Annotated in this window: 15 protein-coding genes; all 15 read right to left on the minus strand. The window is 52.8% G+C overall.

Annotation, left to right across the window (positions count from 1 at the left end; all coding sequences use genetic code 11):
• Position 1 precedes the first annotated feature (1 nt).
• Positions 2 to 1,624: an aldo/keto reductase gene (locus AC13DD_RS11415; protein WP_482931158.1), complete on the minus strand. Its 1,623-nt coding sequence runs from the start codon at positions 1,622 to 1,624 to the stop codon at positions 2 to 4.
• The gene (gene pseC, locus AC13DD_RS11420; RefSeq protein ID WP_482931213.1) at positions 1,621 to 2,778 is read right to left on the minus strand and encodes a UDP-4-amino-4,6-dideoxy-N-acetyl-beta-L-altrosamine transaminase; all 1,158 of its coding nucleotides are present in this window, start codon (positions 2,776 to 2,778) and stop codon (positions 1,621 to 1,623) included. The genes AC13DD_RS11415 and pseC overlap by 4 nt, the downstream gene beginning before the upstream one ends.
• Positions 2,779 to 2,781: 3 nt before the next feature.
• The gene (gene pseB / locus AC13DD_RS11425; protein WP_482931159.1) at positions 2,782 to 3,780 is read right to left on the minus strand and encodes a UDP-N-acetylglucosamine 4,6-dehydratase (inverting); all 999 of its coding nucleotides are present in this window, start codon (positions 3,778 to 3,780) and stop codon (positions 2,782 to 2,784) included.
• Between the two features lie 145 nt (positions 3,781 to 3,925).
• A complete protein-coding gene (locus tag AC13DD_RS11430; RefSeq protein ID WP_482931160.1) occupies positions 3,926 to 5,890 on the minus strand; it encodes a polysaccharide biosynthesis protein in 1,965 nt (654 codons plus the stop codon).
• Positions 5,887 to 6,660, minus strand: a complete 774-nt coding sequence (locus AC13DD_RS11435; protein ID WP_482931161.1) for a hypothetical protein — start codon at positions 6,658 to 6,660, stop codon at positions 5,887 to 5,889. The genes AC13DD_RS11430 and AC13DD_RS11435 overlap by 4 nt, the downstream gene beginning before the upstream one ends.
• Positions 6,661 to 6,674: 14 nt before the next feature.
• Entirely contained in the window at positions 6,675 to 7,694 is a 1,020-nt protein-coding gene (locus tag AC13DD_RS11440) for an MraY family glycosyltransferase (protein WP_482931162.1), read from the minus strand.
• The gene (locus AC13DD_RS11445) at positions 7,691 to 8,653 is read right to left on the minus strand and encodes an NAD-dependent epimerase/dehydratase family protein (protein WP_482931163.1); all 963 of its coding nucleotides are present in this window, start codon (positions 8,651 to 8,653) and stop codon (positions 7,691 to 7,693) included. The genes AC13DD_RS11440 and AC13DD_RS11445 overlap by 4 nt, the downstream gene beginning before the upstream one ends.
• Complete coding sequence (locus tag AC13DD_RS11450; protein WP_482931164.1) at positions 8,650 to 9,759, minus strand: glycosyltransferase family 4 protein; 1,110 nt, start codon at positions 9,757 to 9,759, stop codon at positions 8,650 to 8,652. The genes AC13DD_RS11445 and AC13DD_RS11450 overlap by 4 nt, the downstream gene beginning before the upstream one ends.
• Positions 9,756 to 10,904, minus strand: a complete 1,149-nt coding sequence (locus AC13DD_RS11455; protein WP_482931165.1) for a glycosyltransferase family 4 protein — start codon at positions 10,902 to 10,904, stop codon at positions 9,756 to 9,758. The genes AC13DD_RS11450 and AC13DD_RS11455 overlap by 4 nt, the downstream gene beginning before the upstream one ends.
• Positions 10,901 to 12,256, minus strand: coding sequence for a hypothetical protein (locus AC13DD_RS11460; protein ID WP_482931166.1), 1,356 nt, complete (start codon positions 12,254 to 12,256; stop codon positions 10,901 to 10,903). Before AC13DD_RS11460 ends, AC13DD_RS11455 begins: the two co-directional genes overlap by 4 nt.
• Positions 12,257 to 12,300: 44 nt before the next feature.
• On the minus strand, positions 12,301 to 13,812 hold the full coding sequence (locus tag AC13DD_RS11465; protein ID WP_482931167.1) for an asparagine synthase-related protein: 1,512 nt from the start codon (positions 13,810 to 13,812) through the stop codon (positions 12,301 to 12,303).
• Between the two features lie 10 nt (positions 13,813 to 13,822).
• Positions 13,823 to 14,977 carry a glycosyltransferase gene (locus AC13DD_RS11470; RefSeq protein WP_482931168.1) on the minus strand — a complete coding sequence of 385 codons (1,155 nt, stop codon included), beginning with the start codon at positions 14,975 to 14,977 and terminating at the stop codon, positions 13,823 to 13,825.
• A gap of 1 nt (position 14,978) precedes the next feature.
• On the minus strand, positions 14,979 to 16,472 hold the full coding sequence (locus AC13DD_RS11475) for an asparagine synthetase B family protein (RefSeq protein ID WP_482931169.1): 1,494 nt from the start codon (positions 16,470 to 16,472) through the stop codon (positions 14,979 to 14,981).
• A gap of 58 nt (positions 16,473 to 16,530) precedes the next feature.
• A complete protein-coding gene (locus tag AC13DD_RS11480) occupies positions 16,531 to 17,955 on the minus strand; it encodes an oligosaccharide flippase family protein (RefSeq protein ID WP_482931170.1) in 1,425 nt (474 codons plus the stop codon).
• Positions 17,956 to 18,052: 97 nt separating this feature from the next.
• Positions 18,053 to 19,114 carry a UDP-N-acetylglucosamine--undecaprenyl-phosphate N-acetylglucosaminephosphotransferase gene (gene wecA / locus AC13DD_RS11485; protein ID WP_482931171.1) on the minus strand — a complete coding sequence of 354 codons (1,062 nt, stop codon included), beginning with the start codon at positions 19,112 to 19,114 and terminating at the stop codon, positions 18,053 to 18,055.
• Between the last annotated feature and the right edge of the window lie 84 nt (positions 19,115 to 19,198).

Here is a 19,198-nt window from a genome sequence, read left to right on the forward strand (position 1 = left end):
GTTAATTACTCCAGCAGGAGGGATCCAGGGTGCGTTCGGCAAGCAACGGGCGATGTTCTCCAATAAAACGGACCTGATCAGGCTCCAGCCCCGATTTATCAAACACCGCGATGTTCTGTTTCAGCTGAGCCAGGCTTTCCATACCAATAACCACACCATCGATCCAATCATGCGCCAGACAATACCGTATGCAGAGTTCTGAAACCGACTCACATCCGAGCTGGCGAGCGGTATCAGTCAGCCATTGAATACGGAGCTCAGGCTCCTGTTCTCCAGCTTGTCGCCACAATGCGGGCTTTTCTGAAACCAGGAGGCCCTGAAGCAGGGAGCTACGAACATGTATCACGACCCCACGGTTGACCCGCGCCTCCTTAATTTTTTCAATCAGATGATCCCATCGCCAATCCAGAATATGGAATGGCATCTGAATCAACCCGACTTCCGGCATTGAAAGGCTTTCCACCAGCTCTTCCGGAGATTGGACAGATACGCCGAGCGTACCAATCATCCCTTGTGACCTCATATCGCAGAGACAGGACCATACTGCCCCATCCCAATCCGATAAATGCGATGCTCGGTGCAAAAGCAAAGCATCCAGCCGGTTTGTTCGCAAACAGGACATAGAATGGAAGATACTGTTTTCGACAAACGCTCTGACCACTTCGGAGGAGGCTTTTTCAGGGCATTCGGCCAAGGGGGAAAGCTTCGTGATAATTTTCGCTCGCCCCTCCCAGCCTGAGGCCAGAGCACGACCTACCACCTCTTCGCTCTGACCATACGCACGCGCTGTATCAAGGTAGCCCGAGCCACTACCAATCGCTGTCTTCAGAATGGTCTCGGCAGTGCCCAGCGAAGGCATCCCCGCAGCATTCGCAATACCATAATTCATGCCCAACTGGGCGGTGCCTACCACCAATCTGGCGCAGGGACGGCGACCAACAGGCTGGAACCTCGCCCCCTCCAGTGTCTGCACAAGATCCATCCAGGGATGGTTAACCGGGTCTGGAACGTCCCGGAAAATCTGTTGCACCGCGACGTAGTCATCGTAGCAATCCACCGTCGCCCGGAAATGGCCTTTGCCCAGCTCCCGATAACGCTGAAAATAGGTGTCACCGAATTGACGGCGCACCCAGGGAGTCACATGTTCAAGGTCATGTGGTTCAGAAGTCGAAGTCAGCGCCGCTCTCAGGTGCTTTAGCCAAGTCAGCTCAACGCTTACCCCGTAAGGCAATCCGGATGACTCCCCGTTGCAACAGAGGTAATCCAGTTTTTGCTTTATGAACTCTTCATACAGGTCATCCAGCAGTTGACCATCCGGAAGGACATTGTCTGAAGTGAGCCGGAAGACGCAGGTATCATCTCCATAATCTGCAAGGGCAGATACGATCCTGGCCAGAGTGTTATCGAGTTCTCCCCGAAAACACCGGATGCCTGCGCTTTCAATCGTATCGGCCAGGCAATCGTCTGTTGACTCATTTGAGGTAGCCACCAGAACATCACAGCCTTTGTTACCCGCTCGTCTGGCGGCGAGGACTGCCATCGGCATGCCGCCAACGGGTAAAAGAACCTTGCCTGGAAGTCTTGAAGAGTTTGAACGAGCTTGCAGAACGGCAACCCGTTTCACGTCAGCGCTGCCTTCAACGCCGCAACCACTGCATCCTGCTGTTCAAAGGTCAACCCGTGAAACATGGGAATGCTGATCGCCTCTTTGTAATAACGCATGGATTCCGGAAAGTCATCGGGCGCGAAGCCCATGGCCTCGTAGAAGGGCTGGGTGTGGACGGGGATGTAATGCAGGTTTACGCCAACTCCCTGCTCCCTCAGCGATTCGAATACCTCACGGTGGCTGGCACGAATCTCTCCCAATTTCAGTCGGATTACGTAAAGGTGAAGGCCGGAATAGCTGTCCGGATGCTGCCATGGGCTCAGTACCGGCAAATCCGCCAACAGTTCATCGTATCGCCGGGCCAGTTCATGCCGACGCTTCACGAAGTCGTCGAGCCGCGCCATCTGACTGACACCCAGGGCCGCCTGCAACTCTGTCATACGGTAGTTAAAGCCCAGGTCCACCTGCTGATAGTACCAGGGGCCGTCTGGCTCATGGGTCATGCGGGCAGGGTCGCGGGTTATGCCATGGCTGCGGAGCATCTCCGTGCGCTGCGCCAGTTCTGCATCATTGGTGACAGCCATGCCACCTTCCGCAGTTGTCACAATTTTTACCGGATGAAAACTGAACACCGTGATATCGCTGTACCGGCCGCTGCCAATGAACTCGCCCTGATACTTGCCACCAATGGCGTGGGACGCGTCCTCGACAATGCGAAAGCCATAACGCTCAGACAACGCCTTGATCCGTTCCATGTCGCAAGGCTGGCCACACAGGTGAACAGGCACAACCACCTTGGGCAGACGATCTTGCTCCCTGGCCTGTTCCAGCTTTCGCTCAAGCGCATCCGGGCAGAGGTTGTAAGTGCGGGGGTCGATATCGACGAAATCCACCTTTGCACCGCAATAAAGACCACAGTTGGCCGAGGCAACAAACGTGACCGGCGAGGTCCACAGCCAGTCCCCTTCTCCCAAGCCAACAGCCGCGCAGGCAATGTGCAAGGCTGAGGTTGCGCTATTTACAGCCACGCCAAACTTCGCACCCACATGGCTGGCCACAATGTTCTCAAACTCGGGAACTTTCGGGCCCTGGGTCAGGAAGTCCGATTTGAGAACCTCAACAACGGCATCAATATCCTGTTGGGTAATCTCCTGGCGACCGTAAGGAATCATCAATCAGATACTCCCGATTTTTTCCCGGTTGGCATCAATCCAGGCCTGCAGGTCATCTTGAGACATCCATTCCGTGTTGTTGTCACTGGAATAAACAAATCCCTCAGGCACTTTCTTGCCGTCCTTGATGCGCGCAGCATCGGCGCTCCAGTCATGAATAGCAGGAAGAATCTTGAAGTGCTCGGGATACTCGTAGGTGTAATAGGAATCCTCGGCACCTATCATCTGCTCATGTAGCTTCTCGCCGGGGCGGATGCCGACGATCTCGTGTTTGGCATCCGGAGCGACTACCCGGGCAAGATCGGTCACCTTCATGGAAGGGATTTTCTTTACGTAGATTTCCCCACCCTCCATATCCTCAAAGGCGTGCCACACCAGCTCCACACCCTCTTCCAACGAAATCATAAAGCGGGTCATCCGCTCGTCGGTAATGGGCAACACGCCCTGATCCTTAACCGACATGAAAAATGGAATGACCGACCCACGGGACCCCATCACATTGCCGTAGCGCACCACCGCAAAGCGGGTATCGTGGCCGCCCGCGTAGGAATTACCAGACACAAACAATTTGTCTGAGGCCAGCTTGGTAGCGCCATACAGGTTGATCGGGCTGCTGGCTTTATCCGTCGAGAGAGCGACAACACGTTTCACACCTTTATCGATACAGGCATCGATCAGGTTCATGGCACCGTTGATATTCGTCTTGATGCACTCAAAGGGATTGTATTCCGCGGTTGGAACAATCTTGGTGGCTGCTGCATGCACCACGTAATCCACACCATCCAGCGCCCGGTACAGGCGATCTTTGTCGCGCACATCACCGATAAAAAACCGAACGCGGTGATCGCCGGCAAATTTCTTGGCCATCTCCCACTGTTTCATCTCATCCCGGGAGAAAATGATCACTTTTCGCGGATTGAAGCGCTCAAGGAGCATAGGAACGAAGGTATGGCCAAAGGAGCCTGTACCGCCGGTGATCAGTATGGAGCTGTTTTCAAACATCGGGTGTCACGTGCCTCTGGTCTTTATATTTCGGCGCAAATGGTCAGCCAAAAGTATCCCTGCATGATAGAAGAAAAAAGGGGCGAGATCTTCCCGATCTGCCCCTGTCCGGTTTTATTCCACTCAATTTTTGGATTTACAAAGCTCAGGCCGGAAACTGCCGCACATTTTCTGAATCGGTATTGAGAATTGGTGAAGCTTGCTCCCCTCTGCACCACACCAAATCTGAAACATCGCCGTTAGGCGCAAAGCCTGTTGGCGCATCCTTCAAAATCTGAAGAACACCTTCGCAATCGAACTCTTGGCTCGCTCGCCTTAGTTCCTGTAGAGCCTGATCTACATCTTCCCACTTCATCGCCGACTCCCGAGCCATCATAATGCGAGGATGCGCCGTACCCTGAGGATCGTCGCCGATCAAAAGCTCCTCATACAGTTTTTCCCCAGGTCTCAAGCCCGTATATACAATTTCTATCTCGCCATCGGGGCGGTCCGGGGTTTTCGCCACCAGACCCATCAAATGAATCATTTTATGGGCCAGATCCGCAATTCTGACGGGATCGCCCATGTCCAAAACAAACACCTCACCGCCACGCCCCATACTGCCAGCTTGCAAAACCAGCTGGCTGGCTTCGGGAATAGTCATAAAATAGCGAATGATATCCGGGTGGGTGACAGTGACCGGCCCCCCGTCGCGAATCTGATCCCTGAACAAAGGTACAACCGAGCCCGAGGATCCGAGCACATTGCCAAATCTCACCATCGAAAAAATAGTATTGGTCTGTCTCGCAGCCAACCCCTGGAGGACTAACTCTGCCATCCGCTTACTCGCGCCCATCACATTTGTAGGCCGTACTGCTTTATCTGTAGAGATCAGCACAAATCTCTCAACCCCTGCGGCAATGGCGGCTTCAGCAGTATGGGCAGTGCCAAAAACGTTGTTCTGAACGCCTTCAATAATGTTTTGCTCTACCAGAGGAACATGCTTGTAGGCGGCAGCATGATAAACGGTCTGTATAGCAAATGCCGTCATTACAGCTTCGCAGCGCCGCCTATGCGTCACGCTACCCAACACCGCATGCAAAGACACGCCCAAACCCTCAATCTGGTTGATAGATTGAAGCTCCCGCTCGATCGCATACAGTGAATACTCTGATTGTTCAAACAACGTCAGACTCTTCGGGCGGTGGCGTATTATTTGTCGACACAGCTCGGAACCGATCGAACCACCCGCACCAGTAACCAAGACCGCTTTCTGATACAAACTTCCGGCCACTATGGCGGAGTCCGGACGAACCGGATCGCGGCCAAGCAGATCTTCAATATCCAGGTCCCGGATGTCGTTAATTCTTGCCTGCCCGGCGACCAATTCTGACATGGACGGGACGGTCTGAACCTCTACATTTAACCCCTCAAGTTCGGAGAGCAGGGATTTTCGCTGGTCGAAATCGCGCTCATCAAGCGCCAACAGAACGCGCGCTCCCATATTCTCTCGTACGGCCCTCACCAGATGCTTTCGACCGTATACAGGCATTCCGCCGATGTTTGATCGGTGCTGAGCTTCTTCCAGCGCGATGAAAGCAACGGGCTTGTATTCCATACCTTTCGACAAAGCAGAGGCCAGTTGCAACCCGGTCTCACCAGTTCCCACAACGAGAACAGGCATCTTGCTTTTGGACGCAGGAAAATTCACGACAGCGCGAACCGCGAAACGGGTACCGGCGACAAAGAAAAACGCGAAGGCACCATAAAGCACCGGAACTGAGCGTGGCACAAACGCCTGCAACAAAAATCCGAAGACGATCAGAAAAAGTGCGGAAAGAGAAATGCCAGCAATAATTGCCACTAGCGCGCGCTCGCTAATATAGCGAATAACGGCGCGGTAGAGTCCAAGCTTTACAAAAACCAGAAGTGTAAAAACCAGGGTTGAACCGAACAGCAGAGCCTGTGCATCTGATGGTAACCAACTTTTATTTTCAAGACGCAAAGCAAAGGCTGCCCACATGGCAAACAACAAAAAAACCGTATCAACAGCCAGAGCAACCAGTCTTTTCCTTGGTCTGGACCATCCCAAAATACAGTTCAACCAATACCTTGTTTTGGTATCCTTCAATTTGAGCCCTCCCGGCCAGATTGAAGAGATTCACGAACTTTAAATACAAACTCCCACAGGAAGGCGGCAAGTATTCCCATAACAAGTGCAAACATCACGGTTATTACACCGATAAGGGCCCGAGATCCTGACACCTTATCAAGGCTCTCGCGGGCAATAGCAATAACCTCTCCCTTTCTTTCAGAGGAGAGTTTCACTTGAATTTCTGTTCTGTTTGCAAGGGCGTCAGCCAGAGGAAGCCCCGGATCGTCGATTTCCTGAAGGCGATTAATCAGTGCATTGATACCTTCCAGTCGAGACTCAAGTTGCACCCTCGCCAGCGATAAAAACCGTTCTTCTCTTTCTACAAGCGCCTGCGCAATGCTTTTATGCGTATCGAGAACCAGTCCGCTGTGGATCTGACTGGCGTCTGAATTGATTATAAGAACAGAGTCATGTGCAGACGTCTTAACGGAAAGGTCAAAAGGGAGCTTGCGCTTATGATCCTCCAGAAAGGCCTTTTTTACTCGCGGAAGCACTCGGTTCTCCAGGTCTGAAATCAAAACGTCGAGAAGCTCTTTGGATCCGACCTTTTCAGGTTGCCCGAGGCTATAAATGGTCGTGTATCTGAATCTTGTTTCAGACAAAAGAGCAAAGACCAGGCCGGCAAGAAATATCAGGCAAAATGTTCCGTAAACAATTCTTCGTCGCCTGACTACAATCTTCGCGAGATCCACAAGACTGGTTTCTGGGTAACGCTCCTGGTTTCCAGCATCCCGTTGCTCAACCATAAATCGACTCATCCTTAATCACGAACATTCTGCTGGCCAGCGTTGAATCTGAAAGCAAGAAGCACCAGTGGCGCGTAAGAAATGGCCAACCCTTTCCACGGCTCCAACAGCCCCAACGCAACCAGAATTGAAAAAGGTAAGAGCCACACTATATTTATAACAGCCACACCGCCAGTTACCACTTTGTGATTTCCGTATCGTCGCGCAGCATGCTGATAGCCATGACTTCGGTGCGCCTCATAAACTTTCTCGCCTCTCAGCAACCGGCGACCCAAAGTAACCGTTGCATCGACAATAAAAACGCCGAGCAAGATGAGCCAGCCCCAGAACAACAGCGGGTTATTCCATCCAGCCTGCAGTGACATCATGCCCAGAGTAATGCCGATAAAGCCGCTACCTGCATCGCCCATAAAAATCTTGGCAGGCGGAAAATTCCATACAAGAAACCCAATCGTGCATACTGCCAGCAGGACAACGGGTAAAGCCAAGGCCGCGGTCCCTGAAAGGTAGTAGAGCAAAGCAGCACCAGCGCATACCGTAACGGCCTCCACTGACGCAATACCATCGATGCCATCCATAAAATTGTATAGATTGAGCAACCATACGAGATACAGAGTCCCGAGGAGAGCTGTAAGCACGCCAGTTTCAAACGATAAACCGGCTAACTCGAGCTCTGGCATACCACCCAGCCAATATAGACCGAAGACGGCGCTACCGAAGTGCCCCATCAGCCGCCAGCGGGCGGCAACATGCCCCAGGTCATCCATAAACCCAATCAGCGCAATCAGTAAGCCGGAACCCCCGAGCGCTAGAAGCGCCGCTACATTGATGCTGTTATGAAGATAAATAGCGAAAAGTCCTAGAAGAAAACTCACTACAATTGCCAGCCCTCCTCCCCTTGGGGTCGGCACAGAATGCGAGCTGCGGTGGTTCGGTATATCCAATAGTTTTCTGCGGAGGGCGAACCAGCGCAAAAATCCAGTTAAAACCAAGGCCAGTAAAAATGCGGTAGGTAGAACAAGCAAGACGCTCATTGCAGCCTTTCCTTTTCCATAATCATGTAATCTCGTCCGGCAGCTCTCAAAGCACTTTTCGCATCAACGACCGGGGCCCAGCCCAAAAATTGCTTCGTCTTTAAATTATTAACAACCAGTGAGCTACAGAGCTGATCAATGACAGATCGTTTACGCAGAAGCGCTGCTGCCAGCTTCAGAAAAAAAACAGGAAAGGGAATTAGCCTCGTTTTGCGCCCCATTCCGTCGGCGAGCAATCGAACCATCTCGGGCAAAGATATGGACTCATTATCCGCACACAAAAACACCTCATTCGCAGCGCGAGGATGATCGATACAGCAAATAAGCAGATCAACAAGATTATCCAGAGCTACCATGGTGCGAGCATTCCGCACCTTGCCAAATGGAAGTGGAAGACCTGTAGAAACCAGCTTTAACAAACGCCGAAAGTTACCCGGTGCATGCCCTGCATAGACTAATGGTGGCCTTACAATCACGAGTTCCACGTCCGTCTCATTCAGAACGGTCCGTAACTGTTGCTCAGCCTCCAGCTTCGAGAACGCATAATCTGCAACAGGCAAAGGCTCGCAGTCTTCCGAAAAGGCAGCTCCGCTGGTCTTTGCTCCATTCACGCCAATTGAACTGACAAAAACAAACCTCCTCACTCCTGCCTTGACGGCTGCCTTCGCAAGACTAACGGTTGCATCGACGTTAATCTTGCGAAACTCATTTAATCGGTCGGCACCTGCGTCACTTAGAACATGAGCCCTACCAGCTAAATGAATAACGACATCAGTGCCTTCCAGAGCGTTGCTCCAGTCTGGCGACGCTGCCAGGTCCCCGGTTTCAAAAAGTCTGCATTTCGCGTTTTTTGGCGCGCGCCTTACCGTTCCCAGAACCTCTTGCTGGCCCCTGGCAAGGATTTCATCAACCAACGCTCTCCCAACGAAACCAGAGGCACCGGTAACGAGAACTCTCACTTCGACTCCCCCAAAACCGAGTGATAGACAGCGATAGTGCGATCCAGCATGAGCCTGAAGGTAAATTCCCGTTCATAGCGCAGCCTGCCTGAGCGGCCCAGTTGTTCTCTCAAGTAATCGGATTGCAATAGCTTTGAGATTTTGTCTCTGAGTCCTCTGATGGCATCCCTTGGCACCAAATACCCCGTTTCACCATCCGCCACAGCCTCGCTAACCCCACCAACATCCGACGCTATAACCGGCAGCCCTGCCCGCATGGCTTCAAGGATGGTCAAAGGCAGTCCCTCCCAGCGTGAGACAAGCAAGAGAGCATCTGAACAGGACAACCTTTCAGGAACGTTATCGCTGGCACCGATAAAGGTAACCTTTTCGGCCAGCGTCAGGTCTGAAGCTAATGATTTCATCTTCTCGAAATTAGGACCATCGCCAACCAGCTCCAGATGCCAGTTCTCGTCTGCCAAAGCCTGAAGTGCTTCAAACAAGGCACCATGATTTTTGGGCTCTTCAAAGCGCGCCACCATAATCAGGCGCACAGCGCCATGCCCATAAGGCTGCTTTCTTAATTCCGGTGGTATTTCAGGAATACCATTGTGAACAGTAACAATCAGATGCGGATCACCAACGGAAGCCGCAAGCGCTATTGAACGATCATAATCCGAAACCGTTATGATGCGCTGCGTGAATCTGGCCATCACACGCTCGATCGTTGTATAGAGCCTTCTGCTACGCTCAGAAACCCCTTCAGTGAAGGGCCACCCATGAGCCGTGTAGATTACCGGAATACCCAGGGAACGAGCCGCAAGACGCCCAAGAATGCCGGCCTTTGCTGAGTGAACATGAACAACATCCGGCGCCAATTTCTTGAGCCTCTGTCGCACTTCTATAAAACCGAAAACATCCCTAAACGGAGAAATCTCACGAACAAGATGCTCCAAAGGCTGGCAATCAAGACCTCTTTCCCTTGCGCGATCCACCACCAGGCCATTACCGCCCACGAAAATTGTCACTTCATGCCCCAGCTTCTGAACGCCTTCGGCCAGATCCAATAAGTGAACGCTTGCTCCACCCAAAACATCAGACCGGGTGATCACATAGGCGATCTTCATGAAGAGCCCCTCCCTGCGCCCGTCAGTACTTCATGCCAGAGGCCCTGGAATCTCGACACCATCGTGTCCATCGCGAAATCTTTTTCTATACGCTGTCTCGCACGCTTTTTACGGGCCAGCCAGTTCTCCGGCAAGATTCTCTCCGCCTGCGCTTCGCATAAGGCCTCAGCGATTGCCAAAGGGTCTCCCGGCGGAACAACCCATCCGGTTTCGCCCACAATTAGCGCGGCATCACCAACGTCTGTGGAAACACAGGGAATTGCGCAAGCCATGGCCTCTGCAACCACATTGGGAAACGCCTCGCTGGAACTGGATAAAACATGCAAGTCCAGCGAGTTCATAACATCCGGAATATCGGATCTTCGGCCTAGCAGAGAGATTCTGGAAGACAGCCCTGCTTGCTCTATGGAATTTACAAGCTCCCTGTTGTCGCTCTCCATACCGCTACCAATCAACACACAGTGGAAGCCGACTCCGCGTTCCGCCAAAATCCGAAGGGCGGCAATCAGGGTTTTATGGTCTTTGAAAGGATCGAAACGAGCGACCATGCCCAAAACGTAATCTTCTTCTCCCAGCGACAATTCCGCTCTAATAGCCCTCCCGGCCCTCGCCTCTGGTTTAAACCGGCTCAAGTCATATCCGTTGGGAATTGTCACCATCTTATCTCTTGCATAGCCAAGGCGGGCATGCACATCTACCGCTTTCTCAGCGCATACTGCAATTTTGGCCGGGACCCGGCAAGATAACTTGGCGCACAGGCGGGCAATCACAATTGTCGCCCGGCTCGACTTGCCGGGCGACAAGTCCGTGTTGCGAATTCCCCAAACGATATTGCGAACCCCTGCCAGTTTTCCTGCAAGCCCACCCAAGAAATCGCCATGATACATCCAGGTTTGCAACACATCAGGATTCTCACGCCGTATAAACCTCCAGAGGCGCCAGAACCCTCCGGGGGTTAACCGTCCTCGCGCCATGCCAACCGGATAAACCGGCACACCGGCGCTCTCTAGCGTTTCGCCATACACCCCACCATCCATCAGTGAAATGACGCTATGGGTATTCTGTTTATCAGCCAGGCAAAGCCGGGCTAAAACACCTTCCGCGCCTCCGCTGTCGAGGCTGGTAATCACGTGGGTAACTCTCATGATCGCGCCTCGGCGGAGAGCTCTGCACCCTCCCGCGACCTGAAGACATAAACGCGCCCCACGCACAGACAAAAGACAATCACCAAGGCGCCTGCAATAAGTGAAAAATTACCGGCAACCACTTGATTGGGCTGAGCATAGAATGCTGCCAACACGGCAATCTTGAGAGCCAAATAGGCGTGAAACACTGCCCTGATTCCGAGAAATGGAATTCGATCAACCAGAAACTGTACGAAACGAATCAATACACCAAAAAGCACACCTACCAATGGAATACCGACCACATGCACCTGCATGATTCCAGCCGTGAGCAAATCAACGGGAATGGCACCCGTTACCCCCTCTTCACCTTTCGGAGCCCCCATGATCACCGCTGTATTGACCTGGCCAATCGGCTCCAGCCACTGTAGCCACAGCGACGACGGCAAAAGATACAAAGGTGCCGCAATAAAGTCCTTAAACCCAAGGAACAGGTTCTCGCCCAAACGCAGCTGGGCAAAAAAGCTTACAAACGGGAAAGACAACTCCCGGGCAAGAAACGCCAAGAGACTGTCTGCGGACTTAATTCCCATGGAAACACTAACAAGGTAAGCGCAGAGCAAAAGCAGGGAGAAGCCGCCAATACATACTGCCAACAGGGTCAGCGGGCTGCGTATGCGAGCAATCGCATATCCGAGCGGGAAGGCTGCGATGAAGACAAGAAAGCCCATCCGCCCAAGCCAGCTGTAAAGTATGTAATTGCTGAAGATGAAAGAAAACACAAGGCCCAAAAACAACCACAGACTTCGCTTTCCCGAAATCCATATCCCCCAGAACCCGAGCGCAGAGATGAGCGACAACCCGCCAAAAGGTTGCAAAAAGCTCAAAGGATTATCAACAGGAAAAATACCGGAGCGAATATCAGCGGAATAACTCAGAATCCCGAAAAAACCGCCATAAACGTACGTATAGAGCCACTGCAAAACCACAGCAATAAACAGTATTAGCCAAAAGGCAGATGCCCATGTAGCCAAAGTCGGATGGCGGGAAGAGCGCAGTGCAGCGGTTTTGGCTCCCCAACACCGGTCTGTTGCATACCAACCGAGAATCACACCGAAGGTAAGGACCACAGCCGAGACAGTGTGAAGGAAGTAAACCGAAGAATTGGGCACCAGCCAATCATCCCAGAGCGGATTCAAGCCAGCTCTGGAACCAGCCATAACAATGGCCCAGCCCAAGCCATACATGCCCCCCAAGGCCATCAGAGCCCAGTCGAGCATCGTTATACGACCAACAGAGAGGCTATGTGCAACCGCAAGCACTCCGCAAACCAGACCAAACAACAACGCACATGCAATAGCAAGGTCCGTCAACACAGCCTCCTGGCAAGTTGCTTTACTTCCAACACCGTCAACATTCAGTCCCTTAAAAAGTTGCGAGCGCGAATGTAAGCCTGGCCATACAAGCCGCCACGAAGAACCGAGAAGGTATCCCGGAAGGGATTATCGGGGGCACGCTCGCAAGTCACCGGGTAGCTGGCAAGAAACGTATGAAGCGAAGCCAGCCAGGCCATGAGCTCGTCCAGTGAATTGCTACCCTCAGTACGGGCACTCGCCCATGCCTTAAGCGCGAAATCGAGCCCCCTGTTATTGAACAGACCCAGCCCCCTAATGCGATCGTCATTGACGCGCGAAATCACGACATCCCTGAGGTCATTGCGCAGCCAGCGCCCGTAGGAATGATAAGACTTCGGCAATCCATCAGTTTCGGAAGAATGGTCCAGATACCGGCCGCCGGTTCGAGCCCAGGGAATGTCCAACAAGCGCCCCGGAAGAACCTGCAAAATCCGCTCATACCAACGGTCTCCCCGGATCTCAGGCGCCAGTTGCCACATCATCCCGAACACCGAAGGAGCAGTGAACATCTGGTAAAGAGGTGTGTTTCTGGCAATCTGAAACATACAGCTCTGAAGCATTCGCCGCATGTAATGCATTTCCTGCTCTATTTCGAAAGTACGGATGGGACTATCACCCTCTCGAAAATGGCAGGACGCACGGGCATCGCCCAACAGGTCGTCGATAACGGAAAGCCTGACTCCGGTCTTCAAAACACCAAACGGATCAATATTGGAGGGCAAAATGGGCTTTAATTCATTAACCCGCTTCCCGGAAAACTCGGCGCGCCCAACGCTGTCTCCGTAACTACCGGCAAGAACCAGATCAAGGCCATCCACTTCTGCAATATCGGGCATAGCGTGCAAATGCAACCCGGAGACCTCCGCCCCGGCCTTCCCCGCAATTTCAACATTCCGGGCCAGGGACTCGGCCGTGAGCGGAAAGTGTTTCAGATCCCAGCCGAACTGCCTGGCGATTCTTTCCGCATAAACCACGTCGCGGCTGCCGGCATCTCCCCAGGTGAGCGCAACCACCGAAAACTTACCAGGGTTGCACTCCTGCACTTTCCGCAGAACACCGGCCACAACGCGGCTGTCCATTCCACCACTCAACAGTATTCCGACGGAACTGGAGTTGCCAATATATGACTCCAGCTCGACCTGGAGCGCAGAGACAAATCGAGCGACAAAATCATCTGGCCCAGGGTTCAGATTACCGTGCGCAGGCAACGGCATCAGTTCCCACTCCCCGGCGGCGGCCAGACGTTCCATCCAAGGCGCTCTCTCGATACCCTTTACAAGCGTCCGGTTACCCAGCAAATAGGGCAGACACACTTTGCACGCTACTGCGGAGGCATCAAGCGCTAACGGCTCTCCTCTATCGACCTTTCGAGCTAATACCGGTGCAGGGTCAAGCGAATAGAAATCTGGACAGTTCCGATCATAGAACGGGTAGATCCCGCCCAGATGTCCCTCAAGATCGCGCCACCATTGCTCGTACCCTGCGATACCCGACAATCCTTGTTCGTTAGCCACTATTGTCACCTTACTTACCTTCCCTCGAATGGCTCTCAATCCGATTTTGGGGTTTGTTATTCCATGGCAGCAGAATGTCAAGGTATCGCTTAACTGCATTATCTACCGAAAAATTCAGTGCTCGCTCGTACACGTTGGGACACTCCTCGTTATTGAGCGTCTTTTCAATCGCTGCTGCCATAGTCTGTGCATCCCCAATAGGCACCAAACGCCCCCAACGACCTCCTTCAAGGATCTCGGCAGGCCCATCCGGACAATCGGTTGACACCACGGGCACACCACACGCCATAGCCTGGATCAAAGTGCCCGGCAGCCCCTCCCAGGCAGAAGACAACACAAACAAAGACGCCTTTCGCATATACGCAAAAGGGTTGTCCTGAAATCCCGCGAGCCGAACAAAACCCGTGTAACCCTCACTCTCAATAAGCTCCGAAAGCTCCTCTCTCAGATCCCCCTCACCCAGAATCACAAGCCTGACCGGCTGGTGTTCATTTACCAAACCAATTGCCCGAATCAGGGTCGCAAAATCCTTTTGCCGCGCCAACCTACCGGCACCCACAACAACGGGCACCGATGGATCATCAAACCAGGGATCACTCACGGGCTCGTGGCTCAGAGCCAACAACCTATCGTCGACAACCGGATTGTAAACCGCCGTCACTTTCGAAGCCGAGATACCCAATTCATTAACAAGATCATCGGCGACACCCCTGGATACCGTAATCACGTGGTCGGCATAAGGGTAGGCCATGGCAACCAGGCGTTTTATCAACATCATTCGCAGGGAATTTGCCTTAGCCGCAGAAACAGAAAGATTTGCTCTCTCGCTAACAACAAGCCGGAACTTCACGCGCGCAAACAGGCGCGCCAGAATCGCCGCCAGGTTGGCATGGGTTAAAGCAGATAAGACAACCGCAGGTTTAGACTCACGAAGGTACCGAACCAGAGCCGGGACAGAGGACATCACTCGGGCAGACTTCAGGTCAATCACCCTCAACTCTGGGCGAAGCTGATTGAGATATTCCCCCTCGGCTCTGGCCAGCACAAGGTCCACTTTATATCCCGTCTCGGCAAAGGCATTGGCCAGGGTTACCATCACCCGTTCTGCACCACCTCCGCCAAGTGATGGAACGAAAATGGCAATGCGCTCTCCCTGCTGAACCATACTATCCATTCCTTTGATCAAGAAAACGAGAATTGCTGTGCCAAAGTGAGATCAGAAGCAGGCGGTAGATCAGCCCCAGAGCCACCTGCGCCTCTCGGCCTTGCCCATGCGCCGCGCGCTGAAGCCTCTGAACCAGCCGACTCACCGCTTCGGTACACCAAAGCCCACATGAACAAATAACAGAGTGCGCCCAGGCCCAATTATTGAAAACCACCGACGCTCTGTTGTAGGAAAATCCCAGTTTCCCCAGTTTATCGCTATCCAATCCCAAGCGTGTTTTCAACAGATCTCTCAACATCAGCTTGTTGCGAAGCGCGGAGCGGTCAAAAAGCAGTTCCTCGGGTAGCGTTGAAAACAACGAGGCAACCTTCTCGGAAGCCCAGGGCAAAACCAGATTACCGCCATATGCATCCGTGAAGTTTCTGACCTTTCGAATAAAAATTTCCTGATCAATCGCCCGCCCGCGAACCTCTGCCCGCAGATCAAGATAATCCTGCCCCGTATCAAAGCTACGCCAGGAGCCGGATATATCCGTTGATTCCGGATAAATTTTTCTCGCATCCGATAAAGAAAAGCCATTCAACCCAGTGTGTTCGACTCTGTGCTTGGCTGCCGCGTGGAGAAACCCGTCAGAAGCAGTTCGATCGCCTAGCGGCCTCAGGTACTGCAAAAAACGGGAAAGCTTCTGCTTCTTGAATTCATCAACGGAGGGAATGTGCCCAATAAAAACATCATTTCCCATACCATCGATAATATTCGCGCCCTTCAGTTCGGGTGCCTGGATGCCATATAACGGATAGGCCATAGATACACCGTCTACACAGGGAAAAGGCGCTTTGGCAAAGTAAGCTTCTACGTCATTGATTGCGCTTTCGCTCAAGGAGTCCACTTCCTGCAGTACTTCATGCCGGAACCCCAGCTTTTTCGCGATCTTTTCGCTCAAACCACTCTCATCCTTCGGCCCTGCGGATTTATGAGTGATCAGAGTAACGCGATCCTGCAGGCCCGCGTCGGCAAGGGCAAGGGCAATACTGTTGCTGTCTTTACCAGCGCTGTGAAACAGAAACGAAGGCCTGGATGCATCCAGCTTGCTTGTAGTTGCTTGGGCCAGAAGCTCAAGATATTCGTTGTCATTGCACGAGCGCGTGCCCGGTGCCGGCCTTCGGGCATTCAAAAAAGGAAACTGGTATCGGAAGCGAACAGATACTTTCGCATGGGCCGAGCTAAGCACGGCTTCATCACCAATGCCCAGCAGATATAACCGCTGATAGATTGTGCGGGGGGGCGGAATCACACCACTTTGCAGAAGGAACGAAACCGCATCGGGGCAGATTTCAAGCGGTTCGATTTGGTGGGCTCGCTCAAGCAAGGCAACAAGGTTCGAGGAATAGAACGCTGCCTCCCCATCCCGTGTGCAATAGATGTATATCGGAGTGGATGCCGCCAGATCCGAAGACAGAGTGATCTGTTCACTGGTTAGATCAAATGATTGCACCACACTCAAACTCCCTCTCCAACTGCCAATACCCAACAATCTTGCGAGGCCAGTCAAATTAGCGAGATAACCTCGCCCGCAGTGCCTGCCTCACATCCGCAAGATCAACCAACAAACACGCCATCCCCCCCGCAAAGGTTCCCGCGACAAGTCCACTTGCCAGCCCCATCCAGGGCGTATCAAAAAATCCAACGCCCAGCTTTGCCAACCAGCCCACGGCAAAAGCCACGACAATGGCCTTGGCGAACAAAGGCAGCACCCTTGGCATCTGAAACACCCGCACTCCAAGCAGAAAGCTGGACGCCAGGGCAATCAGGAAGGCGCCGAGTGTAGCCCAAGCCGCACCAAGAATGCCAAAGTGGGGGATTAAAATCAGGTTAAGCCCAACATTAGCAAGAGCTGCCAGCGCACCATTAAAGAGTAACCACTTGCTTGCCATGCCTAACTGAAAGGCCAGATCAAAATGATACGCCCTGATGCCGGCGGCCGCGCCAGCTAGGGCGATCCAGGGAAGAATCGCCAGTGCGGCCGCTCTGAACGCCTCACCAATCACAATAGCAATCAGCGCAGGGCCAATAGCCACCAAACCTGCACAACCGGCAATGGCGGCCGCTAGAATCAGCTGGCCATTCTGAGACAATTGCTGCCTGGCCTCCGACTGCCCGCCACGCTCCATCGCGTTTACCGCAAGCGGATAAGCCGCCGTATTAATAATGATCAACACCAGCATGAGTGTTTGAAAAATCAGATCATAGCCCGCCGAATACATCCCAACGGCCTGCTCATCCAGAAGCCACGCAATGATCAACCGATCAGAGCCCGACACAACCCAGGACAGAGCAAAAGTCACCGTTAAAGGCAGCCCATAACCCAGTTGTTTCCGCAGCACATCGCCCGACGGCAATCTCATTGATACGCCTTTCCAGGCACCCAGCGCATAAAGCAGAAAAGCCATAATATGAGCGGCAATCAGGCCTGCTAATGGAGCTGAAGACCCTAAACCTAGCCAGGCCAGCGCAGCACCCACGATCACATAAATTATCGCTTTACTGCCGGAAAGACGTCCATACCACGCGGGCTTAACGCTGGCCTGGGCCAAAGAGAGACTGAGCTCAAACCAGGCCTGGCTCAGTAAAAGCAGCACTGCCAGAAACAGAAGTTGCTGCCACACCGGATCTGGCCAAAGTAACCCGAGCAAAACACCAACACCTGTAACGGGAACCGCCACCCACAGAAACAGCGCAAGAATCCCGCCTAGAAACGCTTCCCGGTTCTCACGGTTGGCCTGGTAGAAACGCCCCACCACCATACGCAGCCACTGAAACAAGACAACATTCGCTAAACCCACGCCCGCCAGAACCAGGGCATAGCGCCCGAACTCATCCGGAGCAAGTAACCGAGTGAAGATTGCCAGAGCTGCAAAATTCACGATTCCCGGCAAGCCCCGGGCGATAAAGTAAAAAAAGGTTTGGCGCAGTAACATGACAGCCTCTAAGCAAAAAACGCCCTGAAAGGGCGTTCTAAATGGGAAGAGAAGTAGCCAAGCCGACAAAGGCTAACTGATATTCAGAAATGCGCAATCAAGCTTTATTACGTTGCCGTCTGAAGATAACCAGCAAACGCCATACATGGGTAAGCGCCCAATCATATATCGCGAAAACAACAACAAATCCAGTGAACATTATCCACTCAGGAACTCTTAGAACCTCGCTCATTAAACCAATACTAGCGAACAAAAGAGCGAAAGCAGTAATCAGCAGGAGAGCTTCTCGGTCACTAAATCCTGCGCGCATAAATATATGGTGCAAATGTTCTCTATCAGGCTTCATAATTGACTGCCCTTTACGTGCTCGCCTGATCATAATCGCAACCATGTCCATCAATGGGATGGCAATAATCCATAGCGCCGTAACCGGACGCATCGCCATCTGGCCCGGCTGGGTCGCATTCACCAAGAGCCAGACCACCGCAAAACCGATAAACATAGACCCGGCATCGCCCATAAAAATCCGCCGGCGAAACGGAGGAATGCGAAGATTCGCCATAAGATAAGGAACCACGGCGCAGGCTATGGCAAGCGTCAGTGCGAGTTCGTGCTTGAAGCCCTCGGGCGCTGCAAACAGAAACCCGAGTGACCCGAGTGTAACCAACGAAAGAGCCCCTGCCAGACCGTCAATGCCATCAACCATATTGAACGCGTTGGTCGCTCCGATGACGGCGGCAATCGTAATAAACGGCCCTAAAACCCCAAGCCCTATCTCACCGAACCCGAACAGATTTCCAAACGTGGCCAAGGAAAAGCCCGAACCAAGCGTCAAAACGCCTCCAAGAAGGACCTGAACGCCCAAACGAAACTTCGCCGGCAAATCAACCGCATCATCGGCCGCGCCCACCATCACCAGCACGGCAGCACAAATGATAAATAAACCGTGCGGCCCGGCCATCGGCATCCAGATCACCCACGCTAGAAGAACCCCAAGAAATACACTCAAGCCCCCAATAAGCGGCACGGCTCCAGTGTGGAGCTTTCGGTGGTCAGGATTATCCAACAGCCCAACCCAGCTGGCTGCGGGCCTGAGAACAAAAAGGAAGAAAAAGGCGAAAAAACCGGCCATCAAACCGGTAGAGGTAGCGGCTTCCATGTGGGAGTTTCTCGTAAGTTGGGTGATTCACCGAGCACCGGCTCAGTAGGCATTTAGTCAATTATTAACGAGGGAAAACGGGAT

It is taken from the genome of Marinobacter sp. L-13, assembly GCF_056857715.1.

Excerpts from the sequence above, each read along its gene's own strand:
- pseC (WP_482931213.1), bottom strand. The coding sequence starts at position 2,778 with ATGATTCCTTACGGTCGCCAGGAGATTACCCAACAGGATATTGATGCC.
- pseB (WP_482931159.1), bottom strand. The coding sequence starts at position 3,780 with ATGTTTGAAAACAGCTCCATACTGATCACCGGCGGTACAGGCTCCTTT.
- AC13DD_RS11435 (WP_482931161.1), bottom strand. The coding sequence starts at position 6,660 with ATGGTTGAGCAACGGGATGCTGGAAACCAGGAGCGTTACCCAGAAACC.
- AC13DD_RS11440 (WP_482931162.1), bottom strand. The coding sequence starts at position 7,694 with ATGAGCGTCTTGCTTGTTCTACCTACCGCATTTTTACTGGCCTTGGTT.
- AC13DD_RS11450 (WP_482931164.1), bottom strand. The coding sequence starts at position 9,759 with ATGAAGATCGCCTATGTGATCACCCGGTCTGATGTTTTGGGTGGAGCA.
- AC13DD_RS11455 (WP_482931165.1), bottom strand. The coding sequence starts at position 10,904 with ATGAGAGTTACCCACGTGATTACCAGCCTCGACAGCGGAGGCGCGGAA.
- AC13DD_RS11470 (WP_482931168.1), bottom strand. The coding sequence starts at position 14,977 with ATGGTTCAGCAGGGAGAGCGCATTGCCATTTTCGTTCCATCACTTGGC.
- AC13DD_RS11480 (WP_482931170.1), bottom strand. The coding sequence starts at position 17,955 with ATGTTACTGCGCCAAACCTTTTTTTACTTTATCGCCCGGGGCTTGCCG.
- wecA (WP_482931171.1), bottom strand. The coding sequence starts at position 19,114 with ATGGAAGCCGCTACCTCTACCGGTTTGATGGCCGGTTTTTTCGCCTTT.